Source organism: Anaeromyxobacter sp. SG17 (assembly GCF_022690695.1).
Lineage (GTDB): Bacteria > Myxococcota > Myxococcia > Myxococcales > Anaeromyxobacteraceae > Anaeromyxobacter > Anaeromyxobacter soli.
The window spans coordinates 24,070-50,005 of record NZ_JALCYX010000031.1 but is presented as its reverse complement, the minus strand read 5'-3'; the positions used below and the strand labels follow the sequence as shown (position 1 = coordinate 50,005).

The following is a 25,936-nucleotide window of genomic DNA, read 5'->3' as shown; positions in this document are numbered from 1 at the left end:
AGGCCTGCGGCGCCGGGGCGGCGTCCGCGTGCGCCTCGCCGGCCGGCGCGGACCGGCGCGACTCCGGGGAAGCGCCGGCGCGGCCCTCGTCCTCGAGCGGCTCGGCGCGGCGGAGCGGCGCGACGGGGCGGAGCTCGCGCTCGGGGAAGACCGCCACCCCGACGACGCCGACGTCGCGCGCATCGCCGGTGAGCGCCGCGTACGAGCGCGGCACGCTCGAGAAGCGGAACGCCGCGACGGACTCGCGGCTCGTCCGGAACCCGTCGATGGCCACCTCGGACCAGCCCTCCACGAGGTACCCCCGCTTCGTCCACGTCGCGGGACGTCCGTCGATCACGTCGCGGCCGTCGACCGACACGACCACCTCCACGCGGCGGCCGGAGTCGTTCCGCACACGCACGAGGTACCTCCCGCCGAGCGAGCCGAGGACGTAGGTGCGCCCGCGGTGGGAGAAGGTCGGCAGCGCCCTGCCCTCCTCGTCGGTGAGCTGGATGGAGTAGGGCCCGGCCTGCGCGGGCCGCTCCGGCGGACGGGCGGTGGCGCGGGCGCCGGGAACTGCGCACAGCAGGGCAAAGGCAGCGGCGAGGACGTGTACACGGACGTGCATGGTCGGCTCCTCTCTCTCGCGAGGTGAACGGACGAGCGGGCGAAAGGATCTACGGACGCCGTCCGGGTGACACGGGGGCATGCGCGACGCGGATGACGCGTTGCGTCCGCCGGGCGAGGTGCGGACATTCGCGCCATGCCCACGCCACGCGACGCCGTAGCCGTGCTCGAGGACGATCACCGTGAGGTCGAGGAGCTCTTCCAGGCCTTCGAGCGCTCCCGGAGCGCCACGCACCGGGAGGACCTCGCCGCGAGGATCGTCCGCGAGCTCTCGATCCACGCCTCGATAGAGGAGCAGCTCGTCTACCCGCGCGTGCGGCAGGTGGTCGACGGCGCGTCCAAGGAGCCGGCGGTCCTCGTCGCCCTCGAGGAGCACCACGTCGCGAAGCTCGCGCTCACCGAGATCCGCACCCTGCGGGCGACCGACCCTCGCTTCGACGCCAAGGTCCGCGTGCTCATCGCGAGCGTGCGCCACCACGTCGAGGAGGAGGAGCGCGACCTCCTTCCTGCGATGGAGCGCGCCTACACGACGGAGGAGCTGCGAGAGCTCGGCGCCGCGCTCGAGCGCGCGAAGCGGATCGCTCCGACGCGGCCCCATCCCTTCGCGCCGGACGAGCCGCCCGGCGCCATGTTCGCAGGGCTCGCCGCCGGCGCCCTCGACCGCAGCCGCGACGGCCTGGCCCAGCTCGTCGACATGGCGGTGGACATGAGCCGGCAGCTCGTGGACTCGGCGCTCCGCCGTGGCGAGGACGCGGTGCGCCGCGCGCGCGGGCGCCTCACGCGCAGGCTCGAGGAGGCGCGGGCGGAGGTGCAGCCCGAGGCGGTCGAGCGGCGGATACGGCGCGGCGTGCGCGCGGCCCGGCGCGCTCAGCAGCGGATCGGCGAGGGCGTAGAGGAGGTCGGTCGCGAGCTCCAGCCGGAAGCCGCGCAGTAGCGTCGCGCGCCCGCGCCCGGGGTCCGACCGCGCCCTACCCGGCCGCGCCTCGGCGCACTCGCGCGCCCTTGTGGCTCCTCGACCGCCCGTGCGAGGTTCCCGGCCCGGCTGCCCGCCTCACGGTGCAGCCTCGACCTCGTTCCTCGCCCGGGAAGGGCTCCGGAGCCCGCATGAAGACCCTCGTCGCCTCCGTCATGGCCGTCGCGCTCCTCGGAACCGGCTGCATCGTCCACGGCGGCCCGGTCTACCGCCGGTCCAGCAGCGGCGCCGTGGCTGCGCCCGCGAAGAGCTGCCCGCCCGGTCACCGCTGGAGCGACGGCCGCTGCCACTCCAAGGGCAAGGGGCACGACCGGTAGCGCGGCAGCGCGCCGCCTACGGGGTCGGCTCAGCCGGTCGCGCCGCGCCAGCGGAGAAAGGCCGCGGACCGCCTCCGCGCGCGCGCACGCCACAGCTGCGCGAGCGAGAGCGCGAGGCCCGCGGCGAGGAGCACGAGCATCCCGCGGAGATACGCGTCGTTGATGGGGGTGCGCGGCGCGAGCCGGAGCGCGAGCGCCCCGAATCCTGCGAGCGCGCCGGTGAGCGCGACGAGCTGCGCGGACACGGCGGCGCGCCAGCAGCGCCACGAGCCCGCGAGCAGCGAGTAGCCCGCCCACAGGAGGACGAGGCCGCAGAGCCCCTCGACGACGGTGGCGAGGGGGATGTGCGGCTCCTCGATCCGGAGGGCGCCGAGCGCGAGCGGGTGCCCGTGGTGGGCAGCGGCGAAGACGAGGAACGTCGTCGCCTCGGCGACCAGGATGAGGCCGAACAAGGCGGCCCCGGGCGTCGTCCGGCGCGGTGTTGCCATCCCTCCTCCTCCCCGAGCCGGCTCCTGGAGCGCGAACGGCTCGCCTGGAGATCGTAAGCACGACGCGCCGCGTGGGACCCGGGAGGTCGCCCGGCGCCCGTGGCCCAGGCGATCGGGGAGACGGCCGGTGCATGGGGATGTGCTAGCGTCACCGCGTGCTCCGCCGCCCCCCGCAGAGCGTCGTCCTGGCGATCGCCTCGGCCGGCGTCGTCGGCGCCGAGGCCCTGGCGCTGGGCGTCTGGTGCGTCCGGCTCCTCGGGCAGGGTGAGGCGATGCTGCGCTCCGCCGCGACCGCGGTCCTGTGCCTCCTCGTCGCGGGCGGGATCGTCGCGTTCATCCGCGGTGCGCTCCTCCAGCGCCCCGACGTCCGCATGACTGCGGTCGGCTGGACCATGCCGATCGCGGCGTGCCTGGGCGTGTTCGCGATGCTCATCGGGCTCGTGGCCGCGCTGCTCTCGGCCCGCACGGCCGCGCTCCCCCTGCTCGCGTTCGCGCTCGTGGTGGTCCTGCCGATCGGGACGATCGGCGTCGCGCTCCTGCGCCCGTCGGCGCGCGCGTGGTTCGACGCCGGCGCCGAGCGGGAGAGACGGTCCCGCCGCGCCTGAGGCCCCGGCTGGCCTGGTCGTCTCGTGCGGCTGGCGGCCCCCCGTGCGCCTGTCCGCGTTCCGCAATATCCTGCGGGCATGGCGACCGAGCCCATCCGACTGTTCGTGACCGGCGGCACCTTCGACAAGGAGTACGACGAGCTGACCGGGCGCCTGTACTTCAAGGACACGCACGTCCACGAGATGCTGCGGCTCGCGCGCTGCCGCGTCGAGACGCGCGTGCGGACGCTCATGATGATCGACAGCCTCGACATGACCGACGCGGATCGCCGCGCGATCGTCGAGAACTGCCGGAGCGCCGCCGAGCAGCGCCTCGTGATCACGCACGGGACGGACACCATGGCCGAGACCGCCCGCGCGCTCCTGGACGCGGGGCTCGGCAAGACGATCGTCCTGACCGGCGCGATGGTCCCCTACGCGTTCGGCTCCTCGGACGGGCTCTTCAACCTCGGCAGCGCGATCTCGTTCGCGCAGGTGCTGCCGCCCGGCGTCTACGTCGCGATGAACGGCCGCGTCTTCCCGGGCGACCACGTCCGGAAGAACCGGCAGAGCGGCATCTTCGAGGAGGTGTGACCCGCCCGGGCGCTCGCGCCCCGGAGCCGCCCGAGGGAACGTCCGGGCCATGGCTCCTTCCGAACCGCGATGGGAACTCCTCTACTGGCCGGGCCTCCAGGGCCGCGGCGAGTTCGTCCGGCTCGCGTTCGAGGACGCGGGCGTCCCGTACGACGACGTGGGGCGCATGCCCGACTCGGAGGGCGGCGGCGCCGCCGCGATCGAGCGGCTGCTCGAGGAGCCCGGGCCGTGGCTCACACCGCTCGGGCCCCCGGCGCTCCGGCACGGCGAGGTCCTCGTCGCGCAGACCGCCGCGATCCTGCAGTACCTCGCGCCGCGCATCGGCGTCGTCCCGGAGGACGAGGCGAGCCGGCTGCGCGCGCACCAGATCCAGCTCACGATCGCCGATCTCGTCGCCGAGACCCATGCCACGCATCACCCCGTCGCGACCTCCCTCTACTACGAGGCCCAGCGGCGCGAGGCGAAGCGCAACGCGGAGGCGTTCGTGCGCGAGCGCATCCCGCTCTTCCTGCGGTACCTCGATCGCGCGCTCGACTCGAACCCCGCCGGCGGCGGGAGGTGGCTCGTCGGGAGCGACTGCAGCTACGCCGATCTCTCGACGTTCCAGATCATCGCCGGGCTCCGCTACGCGTTCCCGAACGCGATGCGCCAGCACGAGCGGAGCTTCCCGCGGCTCGCCGCCCTGCACGACGCCGTCGCCGCGCGACCGCGCATCGCGGCGTACCTCGCGTCCGACCGCCGCCTCCCTTTCAACGAGTGGGGCATCTTCCGGCACTACCCGGAGCTCGATCTCGGAACCGCGGCCCGGACCGGCCGCGCGCGCGCCCGGAAGGCGGGCCCGAAGAAGGCCGCAGCCCGCTCGAAGATCGTGCGCCGCGCGCCCGCCGGGAAGTCTCGCGCCGCTGCGACCGTCCGCGGCAAGGGTCGGAAGCCACGGCGGGAGGCGTGAGGCGGACCGGGCGGGCGGACCCGCGCGAGGGACCCCATTCGAACTCTTTCCGCGCAGTGACGTTCGCGGCCAACTCACCACCTCGAAGGCCACCCGAACCCGGAGTTGACCATGAAGCGGATCGCCCTCGCCCTCCTCCTCGGCTCGCTCGCCACCCCCGCCCTCGCCGCGACGAAGACCTACCAGGTGACCGGTCCGGTCCTCGAGGTCACCGAGGACAGCGTCACCGTCCAGAAGGGCAAGGAGAAGTGGGAGATCGCCCGCACGCCCGACACGAAGATCACGGGCGAGGTGAAGAAGGGCGAGAAGGTGACGGTCGAGTACCGGATGACGGCGACCAGCGTGGAGGCGAAGCCGGCGGGCAAGGCGAAGAAGTAGCGCGCGACGTTCGGTGAAGGTGCGGCGGCGGCGCGGGCGCGCCGCTATCTTCCTCGCGTGCCCGGCCGCCCGCTCTCGCTCCGCGCCCTGAACCGAGCCACCCTCGCGCGCCAGCTGCTCCTCGCCCGCCAGCGCGTCCCCGTGCTCCGCGCCATCGAGCGGCTCGCCGGCCTGCAGGCGCAGCTCGCGCGACCGCCGTTCATCGGCCTCTGGTCGCGGGTCGAGGGGTTCCGCCGCGAGGAGCTGAGGCGGCTCGTCGCGTCGCGGGCGGTGGTCCGCGGGCCGCTCATGCGCGCGACGCTCCACCTCGTCACCGCCGCGGACTTCCTCGCCTTCCGCGGTCCCCTCCAGCCCGCCCTGGACGCCGCGTCCAGGATCGTCGCGGACCGCCTCGTGAACGTGGACCTCGCGCGGGTGATCGCCGCGGCCCGCGCGCTTTTCGAGGAGGAGCCGCGGACCTTCGACGAGCTCCGGCCGCTGCTCGGCGCGCGGTTCCCGGGGGTGGACCTTCGCGCGCTGGCCTACGCCGTGCGCACCCAGCTCCCGCTCGTGCAGGTCCCGAGCGAGGACGCGTGGGCGTTCCATGGCTCGGGGCGCTTCGCGGTGGCGGAGGCGTGGCTCGGTGAGGCGATCCCGGACGAGCGCTCCCCGGAGGCGCTCGCCGTCCGCTACCTCGCCGCGTTCGGCCCCGCGACCGCGGCGGACCTGCAGGCGTGGTCGGGCCTCGGGAGGCTCGACGGCTCGCTCGCGGCGATCCGGCCGAAGCTGCGGAGCTTCCGCGACGAGGACGGGCGGGAGCTCCTCGATCTCCCCCGCGCTCCCCGTCCGCCGGAGGACACGCCCGCGCCCGTGCGGTTCCTGCCGGAGTGGGACAACCTGCTGCTCGCCCATGCCGACCGCCGCCGCGTCGTGGCCGAGGCGCACCGGAAGGCGCTCACCACGAAGAACCTGGTCGTCCCTCCGACCTTCCTCGTGGACGGGTTCGCCGCCGGCAGGTGGCGGATCGCGGGTACCGGCAAGCGCACGAAGCTCGAGCTCGAGCCGTTCGCGCCGCTGTCGAGACGCACGCGGGACGCGCTCGAGGAAGAGGGCGCGCGGCTCGTCGGGTTCGTGGTGAACGACGAGGAGGCGGCTCCCGCGCGGGGGCGGCGGGGGTGACCGCGACCTCGACCGCCGGCGCGCGCTCCGGCGACCGTCATCGCAATGGCGCGCGTGAGAAGTAGACTCCCGGAATGACCACCTCCCCGCTCCGCGACCTCGTCGCACGCTGGCGCGACGATCCCGGCGGCACCTACCGCACCTGGTTCACGTGGGACGAGCGGCTCAAGAACTTCCGCTCCATTCGCCGCGGCATCGAGAAGGTCGTCGCGGAGATCGAGGCGGGCGCGTTCGGCAACGTCTACAAGGGCTCGTCCCTCGAGACCGCCGTCGGCGCGATCGCCGAGCAGCGCCAGATCTTCAAGGGCGCCGACCACGCGTTCCTTTGGAAGCCCAAGCTCCGCATTCCCGACATCTACGAGGACCGCGAGAACCAGCTCGCTTTCGGCCGGTTCCTCGGTGCCTGCCTGTGCTGCGGCGGCGAGGAGGCGCTGCTCGCCGAGGTCCGCCGGCTCGCCGCTCGCCGGATCAAGGGGCTGGGCCCCGCCGCGGCGAACCTCCTCTACTTCCTGCACCCCACGCTCGCGCTGCCCTTCAACACCGCCATCGTGAACGGCTACAACGCGCTCGCGGGCGCGAAGGTGAAGCTCGGGCGGTGGGACGACTACCTCGCGCTCCGCGAGGGCGCGCTCCGGCTCGTGGCCGAGCACCGGGACCTCCTCTCGAACGACCTCGGCGCCGTGGCAGGCCTCCTGTTCGACGTCGGCTCGGGCCGCTACCGCGCGCCGCCGCGCGCCGACGACGCAGCCGCGCTCACCGCCTGGCAGGCGGATCTCGCGAAGGTGCGCGAGGAGAGCGCGAAGGAGCGGAAGACGCGGGAGGCCGCGTCGGCAGGCGACCGGACTCACACCGAGATCCAGGCCTGGCTGCGCGACCTGGGGCGCGCGCTCGGCTATGGGGTGTGGATCGCGTCGAACGATCGAAACCGGCCCTGGGGGGATGGCCGCCTGTGCGATGGATGCCTCGCGGAGCTGCCGCCGTCACTCGCGGGCGGCGCCGGATCGGGGTTCATCCCGCTCATCGACGTCCTCTGGCTGGAGCCAGGATCCGGCCGCGTCGAGGCTGCCTTCGAGGTGGAGCACACCACGACGATCCAGACGGGCGTGATGCGCATGCTCGATCTCGCCGAGACGCAGGCGGGAGGCCTCCGCGGGATCTTCCTGGTCGCGCCGGACGATCGCGAGGACGACGTGCGGCGGCAGCTCTCCCGCCCGGCGTTCCGACGGATCGGCGAGCTCGACGTTCGCTGGCTCCCCTACGGCGAGCTCGCGCGGAACCGGGAGGCGATGGCGCGGTTCGGGACCGGCCTGAAGGCAGTGGCGAGGCGGCTCGGCTGAAGGGCGGTGGAACGTCCAGGCGCGCGAGCACGCTCCTCGAGCCGGGATCGACCCTCGTCTGGGTGTGAACGTCGCGGGCGAAATATCGCTGTCGGACCCGCGTACGATTTCTCGCCCCGGAGGTCCCCATGCGCGTATTTCCGATCGTGGCGTCCCTCGCTGTCACCATGCCCCTCGTGCTCGCCGTCGCGCCCGCAGCCGCGATCGCCGCCGACACGAAGCGCAGCTGCGACGTGGAGATCACCGGCAAGGACGAGATCGTCCGGAGCGGCGACGTCGTGGTCTCCGCCGGCGAGCACCCCCGGCACGTCGTCGCGCTGAGCGGGAGCGTACGCGTCAAGAGGGGCGCGACCGTCGACGAGGCCGTCGCGCTCGGTGGAGACGTCGTCATCGAGAGCGACGCTGCGGTCACGGGCGACGTCACCGCCGTGGGCGGGAACGTCCGCCTCGAGAAGGGCGCGCGCGTCGAGGGGAACGCGACCACCGTCGGCGGCAAGCTGCTCGTCGCGCAGGGGGCTGCGCTCCAAGGGGAGCGCCACTCCGTGGAAGCCATGATCGACGGGGAGAGCCTGGCGCAGCGCGTCGTCGGGGCCGTGTCGGCCGCGCTGCGCGACGCGGACTGCCACGTCCGGATCCGCAAGGAGTAGGGGCCGCACGCGCGCGGCGTGATAGGACCGTCGCATGCCGCTCTTCTCGCGCCGCCTGCCGCACGTCCTCACGCAGAAGGATCTCGTCCTGCTGCTCGCGCCGACCTATGCGGCGGCGCGCAGCGTGGACGAAGAGGAGGCACAGGACCGCCTCGCGCAGGCGCTCGCCGTGCCGGCGGCGCTGGACGACGTGTACCGCGGGTTCTCGGAGGCGCTCCGCGCGCTCCAGGGCCCGCGGACGACCGAGGACCAGCTCATGGACAAGCTCTCCGCGGGCGTGCTCGCGCGCCGCGCGCGCGCCAAGCCTGCCCCGGCGACGCCGGCCGTCTCGGCGGTGCTCGTGCGGCTCGACCTCGAGATCGGCCTCGCCGCCGAGGCGATGCGCGGGACGCTCGCCACGCCGCGCGGCAAGGCGCTGCTCGACGAGGGGCTGCGTACGCTCGGCGCGCACGTCGTGAAGGATTTGCTGAAGTAAGAGGCACGTTCACCGGCCGACGCGCCCCCGCGACCCCAGAGCGACCGCCCGACGACGGCCCGGCTGAGGACGATCGGGCGCCGAGTGGCGCGAGCGCGGCCGGGAGGTCGACCGCGCTCGCGAGCCGCTACTTCCCGCCGTGCTCCTCGTGAAGCTTGCGAATCTGCGCCTCGCTGAGCTTCGTCAGCTTCACCGCCTTCGCGTCCTTCCGCTCGGCCTCCGGCACCTTGTTGATCGCGTCCTCGGGGCTCTTCGCCTCGGTGGTGAGGTACATCGTGTGGTCGCCCGACATGCAGCCCCACTCCGCCTTGCCGAGCAGCTTCTTGTCCTTCGCGACCTCGTCCATCCGCGCGAGGCACTCCTCCGGCGTGTGCTTCACCGTCACGAGGTACTTGCCCTTCCCCTCTCCTGCCATCGTGGTGTCGGCCGCCAGGCTCGGCGCCGCCGCGATGAAGAGCGCCGCGATCGTCGTCGTCCACAGGGCGAGCTTCATGAGCGTCTCCTCCTTTCACGCGCCCCCATACGCCTCCCTCCCGCCCGGCGCACGCCCACGACCGCGACGCCCGAAGGGCTGGGAGGCGCCTGGAGCGTGCACCCGACCGAGAGTACCGCTCCGCGGACCGACCGCCCGCGGCGCGGTCTCTCCTGCCGACCGCTCCTCCGAATGGCTCGCAACAACATGTCCCGGCGGCGGCACGATGCCTGCTTTGCCGCCGTTCTCATGACTGCTCCTCGCCGCGTTTTGCCAGGCACCGTCTACCTGATCACGCGGCGCTGCTCGGAACGCCGCTTCTTCCTTCGCCCGTCCAAGATCATCAACGAGATCTTCCTCTACGTCCTCGCCCTCGCAGCCCGTCGCCACGGCGTCCTCGTCCACGTGTTCTGCGTCCTCTCCAACCACGCGCACCTCATCGTCACCGATCCCGAAGGACGCCTCCCGGCTTTCATGCAGTACCTGGACTCTCTCGTCGCACGCGCGGTGAACGCCTCGCTCGGCCGCTTCGAAAGCTTCTGGGCGACCGACGGGAGCTACAGTGCGGTCGAGCCGCTCGATGCTGAGGACGTCCTCGCGAAGGCTGCGTACGTGCTCGCCAATCCCGTCGCCGCCGGACTCGTCAGGCGGGGCGCGGAGTGGCCGGGTCTCTGGACTGCCCCAGAGCAGATCGGGACCATCAAGCTCGTGGCCCGAAGGCCGAGCTTCTTCTTCGACCCCAAAGGCTACCTCCCGGAGACTGTCGAGCTCGAGCTCTCAGCCCCGCCGGGCTTCGCCTCTGCGGACGAGTTCCGTGCCTCGCTCTCGGCCGCCGTGCAGGAGCTCGAGAAGAGGCACCACCAGGAGATCGCCACCAAGGGCCGCCGGTTCGTCGGCGTCACGCGGGTGCTGGCGCAGAACCCGTTTGCGAGCCCGCCTGCCGGAGAGCCTCGCTTCGAGCTCAAGCCCCGGATTGCCGCGCGCGACAAGTGGAAGAGGATCGAGGGCCTCCTCCGCCTCCGGTCCTTCCTCGTCGAGTACCGGCAGGCCTTGGTCGAGTGGAGCTCGGGTGTGCGGACCGTGGTCTTCCCCGCCGGCACCTACCACCTGCGCCTTTTCCACGGCGTGCGGTGCGCCGGCGCAGCGTAGGATCCGCTCTCGCTCACGGACTCAGTGGGTCGGTTCCGCGCGCTTCCATGGCAGGGGTGCGCGCGCAGCCAGCGAAACTCGCGTCCACAGCCCGAAAGCGCGTCGAAACGTCACTCGCAGGCGGGCGTGAGTCGCCGGACTGCCTAACCATGACGCCGAGATTGCGCATCGAGCGCCCTCTCCTGCCGTATCCGCCGCTGGTTACTCTCGGTCTGGCCGAATACTCTCGAATACTCTCGGTCTGGCCGAACGCTGGTTACTCTCGGTCTGGCCGAAGCGAAGCGAAGAGGTCAGCGCGAACCCCGCGCCCTGACCGCGTCTCCCACCAGGAGCGCCGCCGGGTAGAACACCTGCTCCTCGGTGCGCGCGTGGAGCTGGAGGTCCTTCGCGAGCTGCTCGACCTTCGCGTTCCCCGCCTTCCTCGCCGTGGCCTCGAGCTTCTTCGCCGCGGCGCCGATGGCCTCGTGCTCCTTCAGCATCTTCGGGAGCTCCTCGCGGAGCGCGTCGGTGAGCTTCAACACCTCCGCCATCTTCGCGTCGTACTTCCCGGCCGCGAGCGGCTCGAGCAGCGCGAGGGGCGGGAGCGCGATCTCCTCCTCCCGGACGAAGTGCGGGTGGAGCACCTCGGCGAGCGCTCGCGCGGCCTGCCCGACCGCCGCAGGTGCCTTCGTCGCGCGCACGAGCTCCTCGTGGATCTTCGCGTGCTCTGCGCGCATGGAGTCCGGGATCTGGAACGGCGCCGCTGCGTGAGGTGCCTCGGCCTCCTGCCCGTGCTGCGCAGCGGCCGGTCGCGCGTGCGCGGCGGCCGCCAGCACGAGGGCAGGAGCGATCGACGTCCAGGAGAGCAGCCGGCGGGCTCGAACGGGCTTCCCATCGCGCATGGCAGGACCTCCGCGTGTCGTGTAACCACACGGCGCCCACGGGCGCGCGGATCCTTGCCGCACTCCGACGAACGAACCGACGTGGGTGAGCGCGGCCGGTCGGTGACGCCCTACCCCACCCTGACCGTCCCGAGCTCGGTCCCTTCCCCGTCCACCGTGTGGACCGCGCAGGCGAGGCATGGATCGAAGGAGTGAATGGTCCGCAGCGCCTCGAGGGGCAGCTTGGGGTCGGCGATCGGATTCCCGACCAGCGCCGCCTCGTACGGCCCGGCCTGCCCCTTCCCGTCCCTCGGCCCGGCGTTCCAGGTCGACGGCACCACCGCCTGGTAGTTCTTGATCGCGCCGTCCTCGATGACGACCCAGTGCGACAGCGCCCCGCGCGGCGCCTCGTGGAACCCGAACCCCCGCACCTCGTTCTTCGGGAAGGTCGGCGCGTTGAACACCGCCGTGTCGCCCCGGCCGATGTTCTCGACGAGGAGCTGCCAGTGCTTGAGGGCGAGCTCGGCGAGGACCGCGGTCCGGATGGCGCGCGCGGCGTGGCGGCCGAGCGTGGAGTGGAGCACGGCCGGTGTGAGCTTCGCGCCCGCCACCGTCCCGGCCACGTCGAGGCAGCGGTCGGCCCAGAAGCGGATGCGCGGGTGGCCGAGCGCGTAGCCGACGAGCACCTGCGCCAGCGGACCGACCTGCATCGGCCTGTCCTGGAAGCGCGGCGCCTTCACCCACGAGTACTTCCCCTCCGGCTGCCAGTCCTGGACCTTCGGGACCGTCTCCTCCGCGAACGGACTCTTCTGCCAGTCCCCTTCGTAGAACGATCGCGCGATCGACTCCGTGACGTTGTCGCGGAAGTACGGATCGCTGAACGAGGAGAAGGGCCGCGCGGTGGAGAGGTCGCCCGCCATGATCGTCCCGCCGGGCAGATCGAACTTCGTCCCGGGCGCGTCGATGGGCAGGTCGGGGACGGAGAGGTAGCTCGTCACGCCCGCGCCGTGGCGCAGCCAGTCGGGGTACATACCGGCCACCGCGCAGACGTCGGCGAAGTACGCCTGGTGCACGAACGCCTGCACCTCCTCGAGCAGCGTCTTCACCTGGTACAGCTTCTCCATGTTGAGCGCGGCGGGGCTGTCCAGGTTGATCGCGTTCGCGACGCCGCCGACGGCGAGGTTCTGGATGTTGGGCGTCTTGCCGCCGAGGATCGCGACCGCCTGGTTCGCCTTGCGCTGCACGTCGAGCGCCTGCAGGTAGTGCGCGACCGCGAGGAGGTTCACCTCCGGCGAGAGGCGCATCGCCGGGTGACCCCAGTAGCCGTTCCGGAAGATCCCGAGCTGCCCCGCCTTCACGAAGCCGTCGAGCTTGGCCTTCACGGCCGCGAGGGCGGCCCGCGAGTTCCCCGGCCAGGACGAGAGGCTCCCGCCGAGCGCGGCGGCCTTCGCCGGATCGGCCTCGAGCGCGCGCGTCACGTCCACCCAGTCGAGCGCGGAGAGCTGGTAGAAGTGCACCACGTGGTCGTGCAGCGCGTGGGCGGCGACGAGCAGGTTGCGGATGAGCTGCGCGTTCAGCGGGATCGGCAGCCCGAGCGCGTTCTCCACCGCGCGCACCGACGCGATCGCGTGGACAGTCGTGCACACCCCGCAGATGCGCTGGGTGAACACCCACGCGTCACGGGGGTCGCGGCCCTTCAGGATGAGCTCCATCCCGCGCCACATCGTGCCGCTCGACCAGGCCTTGCGGACGGCGCCGCCGTCCACCTCGATGTCGATGCGCAGGTGCCCCTCGATCCGGGTGACCGGGTCGATCGTGATGCGCTGGCTCGTCATGATGCCGCTCCTTCCTGGACCCCGGCGGGCAGGCGCTCCGCCGCGGCGACGCTCACGCCGGCGAGGATCGGGAAGCGCCGCACCGCCACGATGTAGAGCATCGTCTCGGTGGCGATGAAGCCGAGGGTGATGAGGATCTCCCCGAGCGACGGGAAGTACCGCCAGCCGTGGCCCGGCTGAAAGGCGACCAGGAACGCGTCGATGCGGTAGAGCGCGCCGCCGGCGAGCGCGAGGAGCGCCGCCTGGAGCTGGGTGACCGGGCTCGCGTGGACCCACTGCTGCAGGAAGAGTCCCGCCGCGGAGAGGAGGAGCAGCGTCTCGGCCCAGAAGAAGAACGACAGCGTCCCCGAGGTGACGGTGAGGCCCAGGCGCCCGGCGCCCATCAGCCCGGCGAACCGCACCGCGACGAAGGCGAGGATCACGCCCGCGATGAACACGCCGAGCGAGCCGAGCAGCCGCGTCTCGAGCGGCCGCCCGAACGCGGCGCTCGAGAAGATCGTCTCGAAGTACAGCACGGCGTAGCCCATGCCGAACGCGGTGAGGAGGAAGAGCAGCGGCAGCGCGCCGGTGTGCCACAGCGGGTGGACCTTCGTGCCGGCGACGACGAGCAGCGAGCCGAGGCTCGACTGGTGCATCGTGGGGAGCACGAGCCCCAGCGCGATCACGAAGGGCAGCGCGCGCGAGAGCCGCGGCAGCCAGCGCGCCGCGAACGCCTCGCGCCGCAGATGCCTCCCGCGGGCCCAGCGCTCGAGCAGGGCCGGCGAGAGCTCCACGAGGAGCACCGCCAGGTACGCCATGATGCAGAGCGCGACCTCGAGGAGGATCGAGCTCGTGTTCCAGCGCCACGGCATGAGCGGGACCTTCCACAGCGCCCAGTAGCGGCCGACGTCGAACATGACCGCGATGCCCGCGACGGAGTAGCCGAGCGCGCTCGTCAGGATCGCCGGCCGGACGAGCGGGTGATAGCGGCCGCGGTTCAGGACGAAGACGAGGAGCGCGATGGCGTACCCGCCGCTCGCGAGCCCGGTCCCCACCACCACGTCGAAGGCGATCCAGAGCCCCCACGGATAGCCGTCGTTCATCGCGGTGACCGCGCCGAGCCCCCGCGTGAACCGCACGACGCCGACCGCGGTCGCCGCGGCCCACAGGACCAGCATGACCTTGAAGGTCGGCGTGAGGAGCCGCCCTCCCACCGCGCGCGCTCCCGACGTCATGGCTCCTCCTCCCCGCCGCCGCTCGCGCGCCGGTTGCGCCAGGTGACCCAGGCGAGCGCCCCGAAGAGCGCCACCGGCGCGACGAAGCCCTGATAGATGCCGTGCTGGATCGTCTCGCCGAGCGCGGGCACCGGCTCCGGCCCCAGGGCTGGCAGGCCGAGCGCCGTGAACGGCAAGGCGGAGAGGACGAGCACGCCCGTGCCGCCCCCCTCGCGCTCGCCGTACACCCCGCCGCGGTAGCGCCCCGGCTCCGCGTCGAGCCGCCGGTGCGCCTCGGCGCGAAGCTCGGCGCGCGTGCCGAACACCACCGCGTCTCGCGGACAGGCCTCGGCGCAGGCCGCGCCCTTGCCCTCGCGCCAGCGGTGCCGGCAGAGCTCGCACTTCACGATGCGCGGCGTCGCGGACGACCACTGGAAGCGGGGCACGTTGAACGGGCAGGCCACCTGGCAGTAGCGGCAGCCGACGCAGCGGTCCACGTCGTACGCCACCACGCCGCGCTCGCCCTTGTGGAGCGCGCCGAGCATGCACACGGAGACGCAGGCGGGGTCCGCGCAGTGCATGCACTGCGCCTTCACGTACGCGTCGCCCGGCCCGTCGCCCGTTCGCTTGATGATCGTGAGCGTCCGGTCGTTCAGATCGAGCGGCGCGTCGTAGGGCGCGCCGTCCACGAGCTTCACGTCCTCCGGGAGGGCGTTCGCCTCGCGGCAGCGCGCGACGCAGCCGCGGCAGCCGACGCAGCGGGTCGAGTCGAAGAGGAGCCCGAGATCGTCCCCGTGCGGCGGCTTCGGGGCGCGGGCCGAGGCGGGCGCGGGGGCCGCGGCCAGCGCGGCGGCGCCGCCGAGCGTCCCGAGGACGGTGCGTCGGGAGACGGTCGGCATGGCCTACTCCTCCTTCGGCGGCTCCCGGGGCTCCTGCCCGGCGAGCTTGCGCGACGAGACGTAGCCCGCGGCGGCGAGGCCACCGACGAGGAGCCCAGCCACGCCCGCGGAGACCGCGCTCACCTCGCCGCGCTCCGGCGAGATCCCCGGGTACGCCATCGGTCCGGTCGGCTTCTGGACCTCGACGGTCGTGTGGAGCGGGACGCGGAACGCGATCTGCTGCTCGGTGCAGCCGACGCAGGGATGGCCGATCCCGATGGGCCAGGCGCCGGGCACCTCGCAGAACGGGAGGAGAGAGCAGTTCGCGTGCGTCTGCGGTCCCTTGCAGCCGAGCTTGTAGAGGCACCAGCCGTTCCGGTGCCCCTCGTCCCCGAACGTCTTCGCGAACCGCCCGGCGTCGAAGTGCGGCCGGCGCGGGCAGTCCTCGTGGATGACGCGGCCGTAGGCGAAGCTCGGCCGGCCCTTGCCGTCGAGCGCGGGGAGCGTGCCGAACGTCGCGAACTGGAGCACGGTGCCGAGGAGGTTGTAGGGGTTCGCCGGGCAGCCCGGCAGCGTCACGACGGTCTTCCCCGCCAGCACCTCCGGCGCGCCGGTCGCGCCGGTCGGGTTCGGCGCGGCCGACGGCACACCGCCCCACGACGCGCACGAGCCGATCGCCACGATCGCCCCGGCACGGCCCGCGACGGTGCGCGCGATCTCGAGCGCGGTGCGGCCTGCGATGGTGCAGTAGCGCCCGCCCTCGCGCGTGGGGATCGCGCCCTCGATGACGCACACGTACTTGCCGTCGTTCTCCGCCATCGCCTTCGCGAGCGCGTCCTCCGCCTGGACGCCGGCGGCGGCGAGGAGCGTCTCGTGGTAGTCGAGCGAGACGAGGTCGAGGATGAGCGCCGCGACGTCGGGGTGGCTCGTGCGCAGGAGCGACTCGGTGCAGCCGGTGCATTCCTGGAAGTGGAGCCAGATGACGGAGGGCTTCTTGCCCTTCGCCACGTCGTCCGCCATGCGCTCGCCCGCCCACGCCGGCAAGCCCACCGCCGCCGCGGCGGTGGTGCAGACCTTCATGAAGTCTCGCCGTGACAGCGAGGAGGTCTCCGCGACCGAGGTCGGGTGCGGCATCGCGCCCTCCTTCCCGCGGGGTGTCCGCGGATGGGTGCGATGATGGGCGCCGTTTTCCGACGCCAACCTTGACCTCCGTCACTCAACGCAAAGAACGCGCGCATTTGTTGCGTTCGTTCGGAATCTCGCGAGGTTGGGCAGTGCGCAAAAATGAGTAGAGCTGCGGATGAACCGCGCTGCCGGACACGACTCTGACCCCTTCGCGTCAGCGCGACGCGGGCGGCGCCGGCGGCCGATCGCCTCGTCACTCAGGCGTGCGCGCGCAGCCGCTCGGCCTCCGGCCGCCGCTCCGCGGCGCGGGCGACGCCGCTCAGGATGGGCAGCCGCTTCACGAGGACGACGTACAGCGCGACGCCTGCGGCGGCGAGGCCGACCGAGAACACGATCTCGGCGAGCGAGGGGAAGTAGCTCCACCCCATACCCGGCGTGAACGCTCCGAGGTAGACGTCGAACCGGTACATCGCCCCGGCCGCGACCGCGAGCTGGGCCGCCCAGAAGAGCAGGCCGGGGTCCTCGCGGTACGAGCGCCGGAGCACCCGCACCGCCGGATACGTGAAGAGGCCCAGCTCGACGAGGAACAGCACCCCGCGCCAGCCGGTGACGTGCCGCAGCGCGCCGCTCGCGGCGAGGTCCCCGACCCGGAGCGCGACGAAGGCGAACGAGAGGGCCGCCATGACGAGCGCGAGCGAGCCGCACAGCCGGACGTCCCGCGTGCGCCGCCAGGCGAGGTGCGAGAGCGTGTCGATCACGATCACGGCGCCGAAGCCCATGCTGAGGCAGGAGAGCAGGAACAGCGCGGGCAGCCAGCCCGTGTACCAGAGCGGGTGGAGCTTCGTCGGAGCGAAGAGGAAGAGCGCGCCGAGGGACGACTGGTGCATGAAGGGCAGCACGATCGCGAGCGCGAGGAGGAAGGGGAACATCCGCTGGAGGCGCGGCAGCACGCGCGCGGCGAGCCGGCCTCGCGCGCCCGGCGCGTCGCGCCAGCGCTCGAGCAGCACGGGCAGCACCTCGAGCCAGAGGACCGCGCAGTAGGCGACGACGCAGAGCGCGACCTCGAGGAGCACCGAGCGCACGTTCCAGCGCGTCGGGACGGCGAGCCCCCACACGCTCCACCAGCGGCCGAGATCGACGAGCACGGAGAGACCGGCGAGCGTGTAGGTGATCGCGCCGGTCAACACCGCGGAGCGCACGAGCGGGTGGTGACGGCCGCGGTTCGCGACGTGCGCGACGAGCGCGAGGCCGAGGGCGCCCGCGCCGACCCCGGTGAAGGTCACGACGTTGAGCGGCTTCCACAGCCCCCACGCGAAGCCGTCGTTCAGCGCGGTGATCGACCCGAGCCCGGCGAACAGCCGGATCGACACGAGGACCGACGCGGCGGCGGCGAGGGCGAGCGCGAGCTTCGTGCCGCGGGTGAGGAGCGGGCCTGCGACGGGAGCCACGGATGCGTGGGCCATGTTCCACCTCCCCGCTCCGGAGGGAGCGGTGAGGGGCCCGCAGCGGCGGACGGCCCCGGGCGGCTGCCGGCCCCGAGCCCTCCGCATCGCAAGGCCGGCGCCAAGGCGCGGACCGGCCGCGCGCCGCACCGAACGCGCGACTGGCGCGCGAATCCTTCACCCGGCGCCGCGCGCGAGCGAGGGGACCCGCCCCGGGCTGTTGCCGTGCTCAACGGCCGGCCGCGGGCAACCGCGCCGAAAGTCGAGGCGAATCGAGGATGACCGGCGGCGATCGCGAGGACCGTCGCGATTCTCCACGGCCGTCGAATCCGTGCACACCCTGGGGAGGGCCCGCTCACCTCTTGGACGGACCCGGACGCGGGAGCTCAGTCGCCGAACCCCGCCTGCGAGCTCGCCGGGTCAGCGCTTCGTCCGGCTCGCCGCCGCGCGCTTGTGGGCCGCCGCCGTCGCCGGCGCGGCTCGCTTCGGCGCCGCCGCCGGCGTCGTCGCCGCGGCGATCTTGCGGGGCGCGGCCGCCGGAGCAGCGGCCGCAGCGTTCCCGGCCGCCGCGAGGGTCGCCTTCCGATCGGGATCGATCTCCGGCGTGAGCAGGATCTCGATGCGCCGGTTGCGCGCGCGCCCGCTCGCGGTCTTGTTCGCGGAGATCGGATCGAACTGCGAGTGCGCCGCGGCGACGAGGCGGCGGCCGGGGACATGGGCGCGCTCCTCGAGGAATCGCACGACCGTGATCGCGCGCGCGGCGGAGAGCTCCCAGTTCGTCGGGAAGCGGTCCGCGAGCCGCGGGGAGATCGGCAGGTCGTCCGTGTGCCCGGACACCTGGATGCGCTTGTCGGCCAGGCGGGCGAGCACCGCTCCCACGCGGGAGAGCACCTCCTCGCCCTGCGTGGAGATCGACGCCTCGCCGACGTCGAAGAGGATCTCGTCGACCATGTCGACCTTGATCCGCCCCTGCTCCTGCGAGAGGCGGATGTTCCCCTTCTCGATCTCCGCCTTCATCTTCTCCTGGAGCTCGTCGAACTCGCCGCGGAGCGTCGCGATCTGCTCGTCCTTCGCCTGCACGTCCTGCGAGAGCTCGGCCTTCGCGGTCGTGAGCTCCTGCTTCTCGATCTCCGTCTGCCCGAGCCGCTGCGCGAGGTCCGCCCGCTGGGCCCGCGCGTCGTCGAGCTCGGCCCGGACCCCCTGGAGGCGCTGCGCCGCGGTGGCTGCCTCGTCGCGCGCGAGCTGGAGCCGGTAGAGGAGCCAGCCCGCGACGCCCGTGCCGGCGAGGAGCGTGAGGACGAGCAGCACCCACGGTGCGCGGCTCGGGCGCCTCGCCTCGACGCGGTCGAGCTCCATCACGTCGCGCGTGTCGAGCAGCTCCGCCTCCTCGAACTTCGGCATGCAGCGCTCCCTTTCGCCGGGGGAAAACGGAGGATTCTTCCACCGAGCGTCAGGAGGCGGGCAAGCGCCAGGGTGGCCGCGCCTACCACACGGCTTGTAGGCAAGGGCGTCCCGTGTCACGCTCGGTTCGTTGCGACACCCACGACCCGCGCCCACAGCGCGCCCCGACTCCCCGTCACCCACCGTCGCCGCCCGCGTCGCGCGCGCGCTGCTCGCCGCGGCCGGCTGGCGCACCGACATCCGCTGGCCGCCGGTCCCGCGCTGCGTGATCGTGGTGTACCCGCACACGTCGAACTGGGACTTCGTCGTCGGATACCTGGCCCGGCTCGCCTCCGCGCTCCCGGTCACCTTCGTCGGGAAGCACACGCTGTTCCGCTGGCCCTTCCGCGGGCTGCTGCGGCGGATGGGCGGCATCCCGGTGAACCGCGCCGATCCCGCCGGGATCATCGAGCTGCTCGAGGGCGAGCTCGCGCGCTGCGAGCGGCTGTTCCTCGCCATCGCGCCCGAGGGCACCCGCTCGTACACCGATCACTGGAAGTCCGGGTTCTACCGGATCGCGCTCGCGACCGGCGTCCCCGTCGGCCTCGCCTTCATCGACTACCGCACGCGCACCGTGGGCCTCTCGGAGTACCTGCCGCTCACCGGCGACGAGGAGGCAGACCTCGCGCGGATCCGCGCCTTCTACGCGGACAAGACCGCCAAGCACCCCGAGCAGGCGAGCGAGATCCGCTTCCGCTCCGCGCGAGCGCGCTGAGCCGCGGCCGCGGCCGCTGGATCTCCCCGGGCGACCGGCCGTGCGCCGGCCGAGCGACCTCACCGATGGGGAGACCGCCGCAGGGAGGTGCCACGCCCGCTCGCGCCCGTTACTCGGGGTGCACGACCCGTGTCATCCACGGAAGGAGCCGTTCATGATGAGCCCCGTTCGTTTCCTGGCGCTGCTGTCCCTCCTCGTCCCCATCGCCGTGCTCGGCCAGGGGGCGGGCACCCCGCCCGCGCCCACCCGCCCATCGCCCTCGACCCCCGAGCCCAGCACTCCTCCGCCCGGCAGCGCCGAGCCCGCCACCCCCGCGCCCGGCACTCCCGCGCCCGGCGCCGCCGAGCCCAGCGCTCCGGCGCCCAGCGCCGCAGAGCCCGCGCCGTCGCACGGGAAGGACATGGGCGAGGCGATGGCGGGCTGGACGCCGCGGAAGGTCACGCCGGCGCAGGAGAAGCAGGGCCAGACGCAGATCACGGCGCTCCTCAAGAAGCTGCAGCAGGCGAGCCAGAAGGGCGAGCTCGACGCGGCCGCCGCGCTCGTGGACTTCCCGGTGCTCATGGTCACCGACAACAAGGCCGGCGACGGCGTCGGCGGGCCGTGGAACGAGGAGCAGTGGCGGAAGATGATGGAGCCCGTCTACGGGAAGCCGATGAAGGACCTGAAGATGACTCACGCCCCGAAGATCTTCCTCGTCTCCGACGCGCTCGCGACGGTGGACGACAACTGGACGATGACGATGGGCAAGAAGAAGACCACCGGCCGCAGCGCGCTGCTCCTCGTCCGGAAGGGCGGGGAGTGGAAGATCAAGGCGATGATCGAGGGCGGCTGGGGGGACATGCCGGGCGTCTCCGAGGGGCAGGGCGCCCCGGCGGGGAGCGACACCGGCACGAAGTAGCGCACACGCTTTTCAGAGCGAGCGCGAGGGGCGCGGGCGCGGGGTTCCGCGCCCGTGCCTCCCTCGGGTCTCTTCCGGGAGGGGCGATCGAGCGAGCGCGGGAATGCTCGCCGTCGCCCGGGTGTAAGTGGTGCGTCGCAGCACCCACCCCCGAGGAGCCCACCTGATGTCCATGATCAAGCGCGACGATCTCGCCGCACCGCCGAACCCCATCGCCAACGGCCCCAGCGCGGCGCCCACCGGCTCGAGCGATCTGCTCCTCGGGGCGGGGGCCGAGTTCGAGGGGAAGCTGACGTTCCGGGGCACGGTCCGGATCGACGCGCTCTTCAAGGGATCGATCGTGACCAACGACGTGCTCGTCGTCGGCGAGCACGCGCGGATCGACGCCGAGATCACCTGCGGGACGGTCGTCGTCCTCGGGGAGGTGAACGGCGACATCCACGCGAAGACCGGCGTCGAGCTCCACCGCGCCGCGCGCGTTCGGGGCAACGTCGACACCGCCGCGATCGAGGTGCAGAAGGGCGCGCTGCTGCAGGGCTCGGTGAAGATGACGCCGGGCGGCTCGAGCGAGAAGCCCGCGCCCGTGAAGTCCACCCCCGCCCCCGCCCCGGCGAAGCAGTAGCGCCCCGCGGGCGCGTGCAGTGCACGCACCGTGTACGCGCCCGCAGCCGCGCGACCGGCCCCCGCGCCGGGTCGTGAACGTCCGCTGACGCCTCCCACGCGTCCCCACATTGACCGTCCGCTCACCGTCCCGTACGGAAGGGCGTTCACGATGTGAGAAGGGACGGCGTTCATGCGCGAGCTGGCGATCCACCCGCAGGCCCCCGGCACGGATGCGCTGCCGGTCGATGCCGCGTCGCTCTACCCGGAGCCCGATGGCTTCCTCGGCCGGCGCGCCAAGGCGCAGCGGGCGAAGCTCGTGGACGGCATCGCGGGCGTCCTCCGCACGGCGCTCGCGCCGGGCGAGACGATCCGCTACGCGGCGCGCGGCATGCGCTACTTCCTCTTCGAGTACGCGTTCGGCGGGGCCCCGGCGTACGTCCACAACATCACGGCGCTCGTGCTCACCGACCGGCGCCTGCTCCTCGTCCAGCTCGACGGCCGCGGCCGGCCCGGCGACATCAAGAACCAGGTCCCCCTCCCCGCCCTGCGCGGCGCGGGCCGTCACCTCCTGTCGGGCTGGCGCATCCGGCTCGCCGACGGCTCGTGCCTCAGGTTCGTGGGGTTGAGGGCCGCGGACCGCAAGCGGCTCGAGGCGCTCCTCCCGCCGGTGGACGGACCCAAGGCCGCGGAGCCCTCGCTCCAGCACCTCTGCCCCGCCTGCCTCGGCGTCGTCGCGGGACCCGTCGGCGCGATCGCGACGTGCCCCTCGCCCGCCTGCCGGATCCCGTTCCGCGATCCCGAGAAGGCGGCGCGGCTCTCGACCTGGGTGCCCGGCCTCGGCGACCTCTACCTGCGCCACCACCTCTTCGGCGCGCTCGAGTTCCTGGGCTCGATGGCCATGCTCGGCCTGGGGCTCGCGCTCCTCGCCGACGCGCTCGCGAACCGCGAGGCGGAGAGCCTTGGCCTCGCGGCGCTCATGCTCCTCTTGCTCATCGGCGTGCCGCGCGTGATCGACCGGCGTCTGACGCGCCACATGGGCAGGAAGGGGCTCGTCCCGCTCGCGCTGGCGCCGGCGCCCGGCGCCCAGGCGCGGAACCTCCCCTCCTTCCCCCGCTGGAGCCCGCTCCTCTTCGCCGCCGGCATCGCGATCGCCGGCGGGCTGCTCGCGCTCGCCGGAGGCGACCTCCGCCACGACGGCGCCGCGCGCGAGGCGAGCCGCCTCGCCTCGCAGGGCCGCTTCGACGACGCGCTCGCCCGCTGGCATTCGCTCGAGGCCGGGGGCGGCGTCGACGAGGCGCGCCGGATGCGCTTCGTGCTCGCGCTCATGGAGGCGGGCGATCTCGCCGACGCGGACCGCCTCCGCGGCGACCTCGACGGTACCCCGGTGGACGCGGGGCTCGTCGAGCGGCTCGAGGCGGCGATCGCGCGCGAGGACGCGGCGCTCACCGACTACGGCGAGGGCGTCGCGGCGCTCGTGAAGGGCGACGAGGCCACCGCCTGGCCGAGGCTCGATCGCGCCTTCGAGTACCTGCGCGGCGTGAAGCGCCCGCACCTCCCCGCCAGCCGCGCCGAGCTGCACGCGCACCTCGCCACCCAGCTCCTCGCGGAGCCGCTCGCGGACGGCGACGTCGCGGCCGCGCCCCGCTGGATCGACGGCGCCGCCGGCGCCCCCGCCGCGGAGCTCGCGGTCGTGAAGGCCGCCTACCACTCCGCGCGCGACGAGGCGGACGCCGCCCGCGCCGCGCTGGCGGGCGCGGACGTCCGGGCGCTCTCGGCCGACTTCCAGCTCCTCGCCCTCGAGGCACGCGCCCGGCTCGCCACGAGCGACCCCGCGCGCGCCGAGGTTCGCGCGGCAGCGCGGGCGCTCCCGCGCGAGCAGCTCTCCGAGGAGGACGCGCCGCGGCTCGACGCGCTCATCGGGGACGCGGAGTAACCCGCCGCCGGGCGGGGCCTCACCTCGCGGCGGCGCTCGAGCCGACCCGGGCCAGCGCGGGCGAGGTGCGCGAGGCGCCCACCTCGTCCGCGGGCCTCCTCCACCCATCGTCAATCCGCTGCGACGTCACGGTGCGTGATAGGATCCGCGGCCTCTCCGGAGAGGTCCCCATGCGCAAGAAGCTCCTCCTCGCCCTCCTCTCGCTCCCGCTCCTCGCCTTCGACTGCGGCGGCGGCGACTCGCAGCCCGCGCCCGGCGGTTTCGGCTGCAGCCTCCAGGTCCGCGGCGCCGTGACCGAGGACCTCTGGTGCATCGCGACCGCCTACGACTACTCGTCCATGCCGAGCATGCCGACGAACGAGTGGGTCTTCATGCTGGTCGCCTACCGGGGACAGCCGGTGGCGGGCAGCGCGCTGCCGGAGCCGGCTGCCCAGGTCGGGTTCTTCCTCACGGGCCGGCCGGCGCTGAACCAGCCGTACGGATGGTCCGCGACCGCGACCACGGTGGACAGCGGCACCGCCACGCGCGGCACGGGCTCGGTCCAGGCGGGCACCTACGCGGAGACGCACGAGGCGCTCGCCCCGCTCGATCCGCTCGACCCGAGCTCCGGCACGGGCGCACTCGCGACCCGCTTCACCGCCATCCCGCCGGCGGGCGCCACCGACGCGCAGGTGCTCGCCGTGCACGGCACGCTCGAGGGCACCCTCCCCGCGCTCGACGCCGGCGGCGCGCCGGTCACGATCCGGGCGACGTTCTGAGGTCAGGACCCGTTCCCTCACCGCCCCCGCCCCGTCGCGGTCGCGGCGCTCCCTGATCCGCCCGCTCGCGGCGCCCTACGGCTGGAGCACGGCGAGCGGGTCCCCCTCCACCACCAGCGCGCCCGGGTCCGCGGGATACGCGTCCCAGCCCTCGAGCGAGTAGCCGGCGGGGATCGCGTCGCCGAGGCAGCGGATCTCCCGCGGCGGCGTGCCGATGCCGTCGCCGTCCGCGTCCGGGTACAGCACCGTCCAGCGCCAGAGCGCCACGTCGGCGTCGTCGCAGTCGTTCCCGGCGACCTTCGCGCGGTAGGGATCGGGGAGCGCGGCGCCGGCGCAGAGGCTGCCCGCGGCGCGGGTGGTGAATCCGTCCCCGTCCTCGTCCAGCCCCGCGTAGGGGAGCACCTGCCAGCGGCCCCCGTCCTCCGCCGCGCAGTCCGTCCCCGCGGCGACCCAGTCTGCCGGGAGCGTGCCCGCGGTGCAGTACAGCACGCCTTGCCCCGCGCCGACGCCGTCGTGGTCAGCGTCGGCGTAACCCCACAGCGCGCTGTGAACCGAGGGGTCCGCGTCGTCGCAGTCGAAGGGCAGGGCGGACGAGGTGGCGTAGCCCGTCGGGACGGCCGTGCCGTAGCAGAGCGTGCCGGCCGACGAGACGAAGTGCCCGTCGCCATCGGCGTCGCGATACGTGTACGCGTACTCGCGCCACCGATCGCGATCGTCCGGGGCGCAGTCGCCGCCGGTCGCGAGGTATCCCGCGGGCAGCCGGCCGGTCGTGCAGAGCGCGACGGCGGCGCCTCCCCCGACGCCATCCGTGTCCGCGTCCGCGTACCCGTACATGGCGAGGTGTGTGGCCGCGTCCGCGTCATCGCAGTCGCCGTCTCCGCGCCAGCCGGACACGTTCGAGTACGGCCATGAGAGCCCCCATCCGCTGCACACCGTGCCGCTCTCGTGGGCGGTGTAGCCGTCCTGGTCGCGATCCACGTAAACGTACGAGAGCCGCTGCCAGCGCCCGCCGTCACCCTCGTCGCAGTCGCCGCCCGTCGACGCCCAGCCGGAAGGGAGCGCGTACCCTGCGCAGACGGTGCCCGCCGGGCCCCCGTGGCCGTCCAGGTCCGCGTCGGCGAACGCCTCCGTCCAGACGAACGCCGCCGGGTCCCCGTCGTCGCAGTCCTGGCCGCTCGCGTCCATGGCGTAGCCGGACGGGAGCGCGTCGCCGCTGCAGACGACGCCCACTCCGTGAGTCGTGACGCCGTCGCCGTCGGCGTCGCGGTACAGGTACGCTCGCTCGGTCCAGCGCGCGGCGTCGTCCGGCGCGCAGTCGGTCGCCGCGTCGGCCCAGCCGGGCGGGAGGGCCTCGCCCCGGCAGATCGTCGCGAGCGAGCCGCCGCCCCACCCGTCGCCGTCCGCGTCCGGATACGCCTCGCCGAGCATCCAGCGGCGGGCGTCGCCGTCGTCGCAGTCGCTCCCGTCGACCGCCCAGCCCGGAGGAAGCGCGTCGCCGGCGCAGGTCACCCCCTCGGTCGCCGCCCCCCAGCCATCGCCGTCCGCGTCGGGGTGGGCCGTCACGGGCCGCCAGACGCTCGGGTCCGCGTCGTTGCAGTCCTGCGCGCGCACGACGCCGTCGCGATCGGCGTCGAGGGTGGCGGGATCGGAGCTGCCCGCTCCGCCGCCCCCGCAGTGGACGGAGGCGGCCGCGAGCGCGGCGAGGATCCAGGGCGTGGCGCGCATGACTTCGTCGCGCGCGCCTAGGGCGTGGCCCGCGCGAGCTTGCACACGTTCAGGTTGTAGGTCGTGGATCCCTGGATCTCGAAGAGGAACTGGCCCGGTCGCGTCATCGCGAGCAGCGCCAGTCGTTCGCACGCCGCCACGCTGTCCACTCCGGAGGAGCTGGACAAAGTCATCGTGACGGTCTGCGGGGCGCTCTCGCCGTCCACCACCCCGGTCACCTTGATCGTGGTGGAGCGGATCTCCACCGCGTCCACGGCCACGAACACGTACCGAACCGGCGCCGTCTGCGCGAGCGCAGGCATCGCAGAGAGGAGCGCGGCCGCGCCCGCGAGGAGAAGCCGCTTCATGTGAGCCCCCGGAGCCGGCCCGGCGACCGGCACGCCTCGAGTGTGGACGCGATCCTT

28 protein-coding genes are annotated in these 25,936 nt (G+C 73.5%); 16 read left to right on the top strand and 12 right to left on the bottom strand.

Annotation, left to right across the window (positions count from 1 at the left end; all coding sequences use genetic code 11):
- Positions 1-607 (bottom strand): hypothetical protein (locus MNY60_RS13225; RefSeq protein WP_277956992.1); only part of this gene is annotated, 607 nt, incomplete at its 3' end.
- Positions 608-742: 135 nt separating this feature from the next.
- On the opposite strand from MNY60_RS13225, the gene MNY60_RS13220 reads away from it, so the two are divergent.
- The gene (locus MNY60_RS13220; RefSeq protein ID WP_242339887.1) at positions 743-1,540 is read left to right on the top strand and encodes a hemerythrin domain-containing protein; all 798 of its coding nucleotides are present in this window, start codon (positions 743-745) and stop codon (positions 1,538-1,540) included.
- A gap of 170 nt (positions 1,541-1,710) precedes the next feature.
- Positions 1,711-1,896 carry a hypothetical protein gene (locus MNY60_RS13215; protein ID WP_242339886.1) on the top strand — a complete coding sequence of 62 codons (186 nt, stop codon included), beginning with the start codon at positions 1,711-1,713 and terminating at the stop codon, positions 1,894-1,896.
- A 29-nt stretch (positions 1,897-1,925) separates the two neighbouring features.
- On the opposite strand, the gene MNY60_RS13210 is transcribed toward MNY60_RS13215, so the two are convergent.
- Positions 1,926-2,384, bottom strand: coding sequence for a hypothetical protein (locus MNY60_RS13210; protein WP_242360768.1), 459 nt, complete (start codon positions 2,382-2,384; stop codon positions 1,926-1,928).
- Between the two features lie 155 nt (positions 2,385-2,539).
- On the opposite strand from MNY60_RS13210, the gene MNY60_RS13205 reads away from it, so the two are divergent.
- The 8 genes from MNY60_RS13205 (at position 2,540) to MNY60_RS13170 (ending at position 8,506) form a co-directional block, all read left to right on the top strand.
- Complete coding sequence (locus tag MNY60_RS13205; protein WP_242339884.1) at positions 2,540-2,989, top strand: hypothetical protein; 450 nt, start codon at positions 2,540-2,542, stop codon at positions 2,987-2,989.
- Between the two features lie 78 nt (positions 2,990-3,067).
- Complete coding sequence (locus MNY60_RS13200; RefSeq protein ID WP_242339883.1) at positions 3,068-3,562, top strand: asparaginase domain-containing protein; 495 nt, start codon at positions 3,068-3,070, stop codon at positions 3,560-3,562.
- A gap of 49 nt (positions 3,563-3,611) precedes the next feature.
- A complete protein-coding gene (locus tag MNY60_RS13195; protein ID WP_242360766.1) occupies positions 3,612-4,511 on the top strand; it encodes a glutathione S-transferase in 900 nt (299 codons plus the stop codon).
- Positions 4,512-4,622: 111 nt separating this feature from the next.
- Entirely contained in the window at positions 4,623-4,889 is a 267-nt protein-coding gene (locus tag MNY60_RS13190) for a hypothetical protein (RefSeq protein WP_242339881.1), read from the top strand.
- 57 nt (positions 4,890-4,946) lie between these two features.
- Complete coding sequence (locus MNY60_RS13185) at positions 4,947-6,047, top strand: winged helix DNA-binding domain-containing protein (protein ID WP_242360764.1); 1,101 nt, start codon at positions 4,947-4,949, stop codon at positions 6,045-6,047.
- Positions 6,048-6,121: 74 nt separating this feature from the next.
- Positions 6,122-7,384, top strand: coding sequence for a type II restriction endonuclease (locus MNY60_RS13180; protein WP_242339879.1), 1,263 nt, complete (start codon positions 6,122-6,124; stop codon positions 7,382-7,384).
- A 128-nt stretch (positions 7,385-7,512) separates the two neighbouring features.
- Complete coding sequence (locus MNY60_RS13175) at positions 7,513-8,031, top strand: polymer-forming cytoskeletal protein (RefSeq protein WP_242339878.1); 519 nt, start codon at positions 7,513-7,515, stop codon at positions 8,029-8,031.
- 34 nt (positions 8,032-8,065) lie between these two features.
- Positions 8,066-8,506 (top strand): hypothetical protein, encoded by a 441-nt coding sequence (locus tag MNY60_RS13170; protein ID WP_242339877.1) that lies wholly within the window; start codon positions 8,066-8,068, stop codon positions 8,504-8,506.
- 127 nt (positions 8,507-8,633) lie between these two features.
- Here the strand turns inward: MNY60_RS13170 and MNY60_RS13165 are convergent, their stop codons facing one another.
- Positions 8,634-8,999 (bottom strand): hypothetical protein, encoded by a 366-nt coding sequence (locus MNY60_RS13165; protein WP_242339876.1) that lies wholly within the window; start codon positions 8,997-8,999, stop codon positions 8,634-8,636.
- Positions 9,000-9,227: 228 nt separating this feature from the next.
- On the opposite strand from MNY60_RS13165, the gene MNY60_RS13160 reads away from it, so the two are divergent.
- Positions 9,228-10,127, top strand: coding sequence for a hypothetical protein (locus MNY60_RS13160; protein WP_242339875.1), 900 nt, complete (start codon positions 9,228-9,230; stop codon positions 10,125-10,127).
- A gap of 290 nt (positions 10,128-10,417) precedes the next feature.
- Here MNY60_RS13160 and MNY60_RS13155 read toward each other — a convergent pair whose 3' ends face one another.
- From MNY60_RS13155 to MNY60_RS13125, 7 genes are all read right to left on the bottom strand, one after another.
- Positions 10,418-11,008, bottom strand: coding sequence for a hemerythrin domain-containing protein (locus MNY60_RS13155; protein WP_242355540.1), 591 nt, complete (start codon positions 11,006-11,008; stop codon positions 10,418-10,420).
- Positions 11,009-11,118: 110 nt separating this feature from the next.
- Complete coding sequence (locus MNY60_RS13150; RefSeq protein WP_242339873.1) at positions 11,119-12,822, bottom strand: nickel-dependent hydrogenase large subunit; 1,704 nt, start codon at positions 12,820-12,822, stop codon at positions 11,119-11,121.
- Entirely contained in the window at positions 12,819-14,036 is a 1,218-nt protein-coding gene (gene nrfD, locus MNY60_RS13145; RefSeq protein ID WP_242339872.1) for an NrfD/PsrC family molybdoenzyme membrane anchor subunit, read from the bottom strand. Before nrfD (MNY60_RS13145) ends, MNY60_RS13150 begins: the two co-directional genes overlap by 4 nt.
- Positions 14,033-14,914 (bottom strand): hydrogenase 2 operon protein HybA, encoded by an 882-nt coding sequence (hybA, locus tag MNY60_RS13140; RefSeq protein ID WP_242339870.1) that lies wholly within the window; start codon positions 14,912-14,914, stop codon positions 14,033-14,035. Before hybA ends, nrfD (MNY60_RS13145) begins: the two co-directional genes overlap by 4 nt.
- A gap of 3 nt (positions 14,915-14,917) precedes the next feature.
- A complete protein-coding gene (locus tag MNY60_RS13135) occupies positions 14,918-16,027 on the bottom strand; it encodes a hydrogenase small subunit (RefSeq protein ID WP_242339869.1) in 1,110 nt (369 codons plus the stop codon).
- Between the two features lie 248 nt (positions 16,028-16,275).
- A complete protein-coding gene (gene nrfD, locus MNY60_RS13130; RefSeq protein WP_242339866.1) occupies positions 16,276-17,481 on the bottom strand; it encodes an NrfD/PsrC family molybdoenzyme membrane anchor subunit in 1,206 nt (401 codons plus the stop codon).
- A gap of 399 nt (positions 17,482-17,880) precedes the next feature.
- Complete coding sequence (locus MNY60_RS13125) at positions 17,881-18,861, bottom strand: OmpA family protein (RefSeq protein WP_242339864.1); 981 nt, start codon at positions 18,859-18,861, stop codon at positions 17,881-17,883.
- Between the two features lie 130 nt (positions 18,862-18,991).
- Here MNY60_RS13125 and MNY60_RS13120 point away from each other — a divergent pair, with 130 nt between their 5' ends.
- The 5 genes from MNY60_RS13120 (at position 18,992) to MNY60_RS13100 (ending at position 23,807) form a co-directional block, all read left to right on the top strand.
- On the top strand, positions 18,992-19,615 hold the full coding sequence (locus MNY60_RS13120; protein ID WP_242339862.1) for a 1-acyl-sn-glycerol-3-phosphate acyltransferase: 624 nt from the start codon (positions 18,992-18,994) through the stop codon (positions 19,613-19,615).
- Between the two features lie 154 nt (positions 19,616-19,769).
- The gene (locus MNY60_RS13115) at positions 19,770-20,513 is read left to right on the top strand and encodes a DUF4440 domain-containing protein (RefSeq protein WP_242360761.1); all 744 of its coding nucleotides are present in this window, start codon (positions 19,770-19,772) and stop codon (positions 20,511-20,513) included.
- 166 nt (positions 20,514-20,679) lie between these two features.
- Positions 20,680-21,135, top strand: coding sequence for a polymer-forming cytoskeletal protein (locus tag MNY60_RS13110; RefSeq protein ID WP_308197064.1), 456 nt, complete (start codon positions 20,680-20,682; stop codon positions 21,133-21,135).
- A gap of 171 nt (positions 21,136-21,306) precedes the next feature.
- The gene (locus MNY60_RS13105; protein ID WP_242355542.1) at positions 21,307-23,049 is read left to right on the top strand and encodes a hypothetical protein; all 1,743 of its coding nucleotides are present in this window, start codon (positions 21,307-21,309) and stop codon (positions 23,047-23,049) included.
- A gap of 170 nt (positions 23,050-23,219) precedes the next feature.
- Entirely contained in the window at positions 23,220-23,807 is a 588-nt protein-coding gene (locus tag MNY60_RS13100; RefSeq protein ID WP_242339857.1) for a hypothetical protein, read from the top strand.
- A gap of 75 nt (positions 23,808-23,882) precedes the next feature.
- Here the strand turns inward: MNY60_RS13100 and MNY60_RS13095 are convergent, their stop codons facing one another.
- Together MNY60_RS13095 and MNY60_RS13090 are read right to left on the bottom strand one after the other, a co-directional pair.
- Positions 23,883-25,532, bottom strand: a complete 1,650-nt coding sequence (locus MNY60_RS13095; RefSeq protein WP_242339855.1) for a hypothetical protein — start codon at positions 25,530-25,532, stop codon at positions 23,883-23,885.
- Positions 25,533-25,549: 17 nt separating this feature from the next.
- A complete protein-coding gene (locus tag MNY60_RS13090) occupies positions 25,550-25,879 on the bottom strand; it encodes a hypothetical protein (RefSeq protein WP_242339853.1) in 330 nt (109 codons plus the stop codon).
- Positions 25,880-25,936 lie beyond the last annotated feature (57 nt).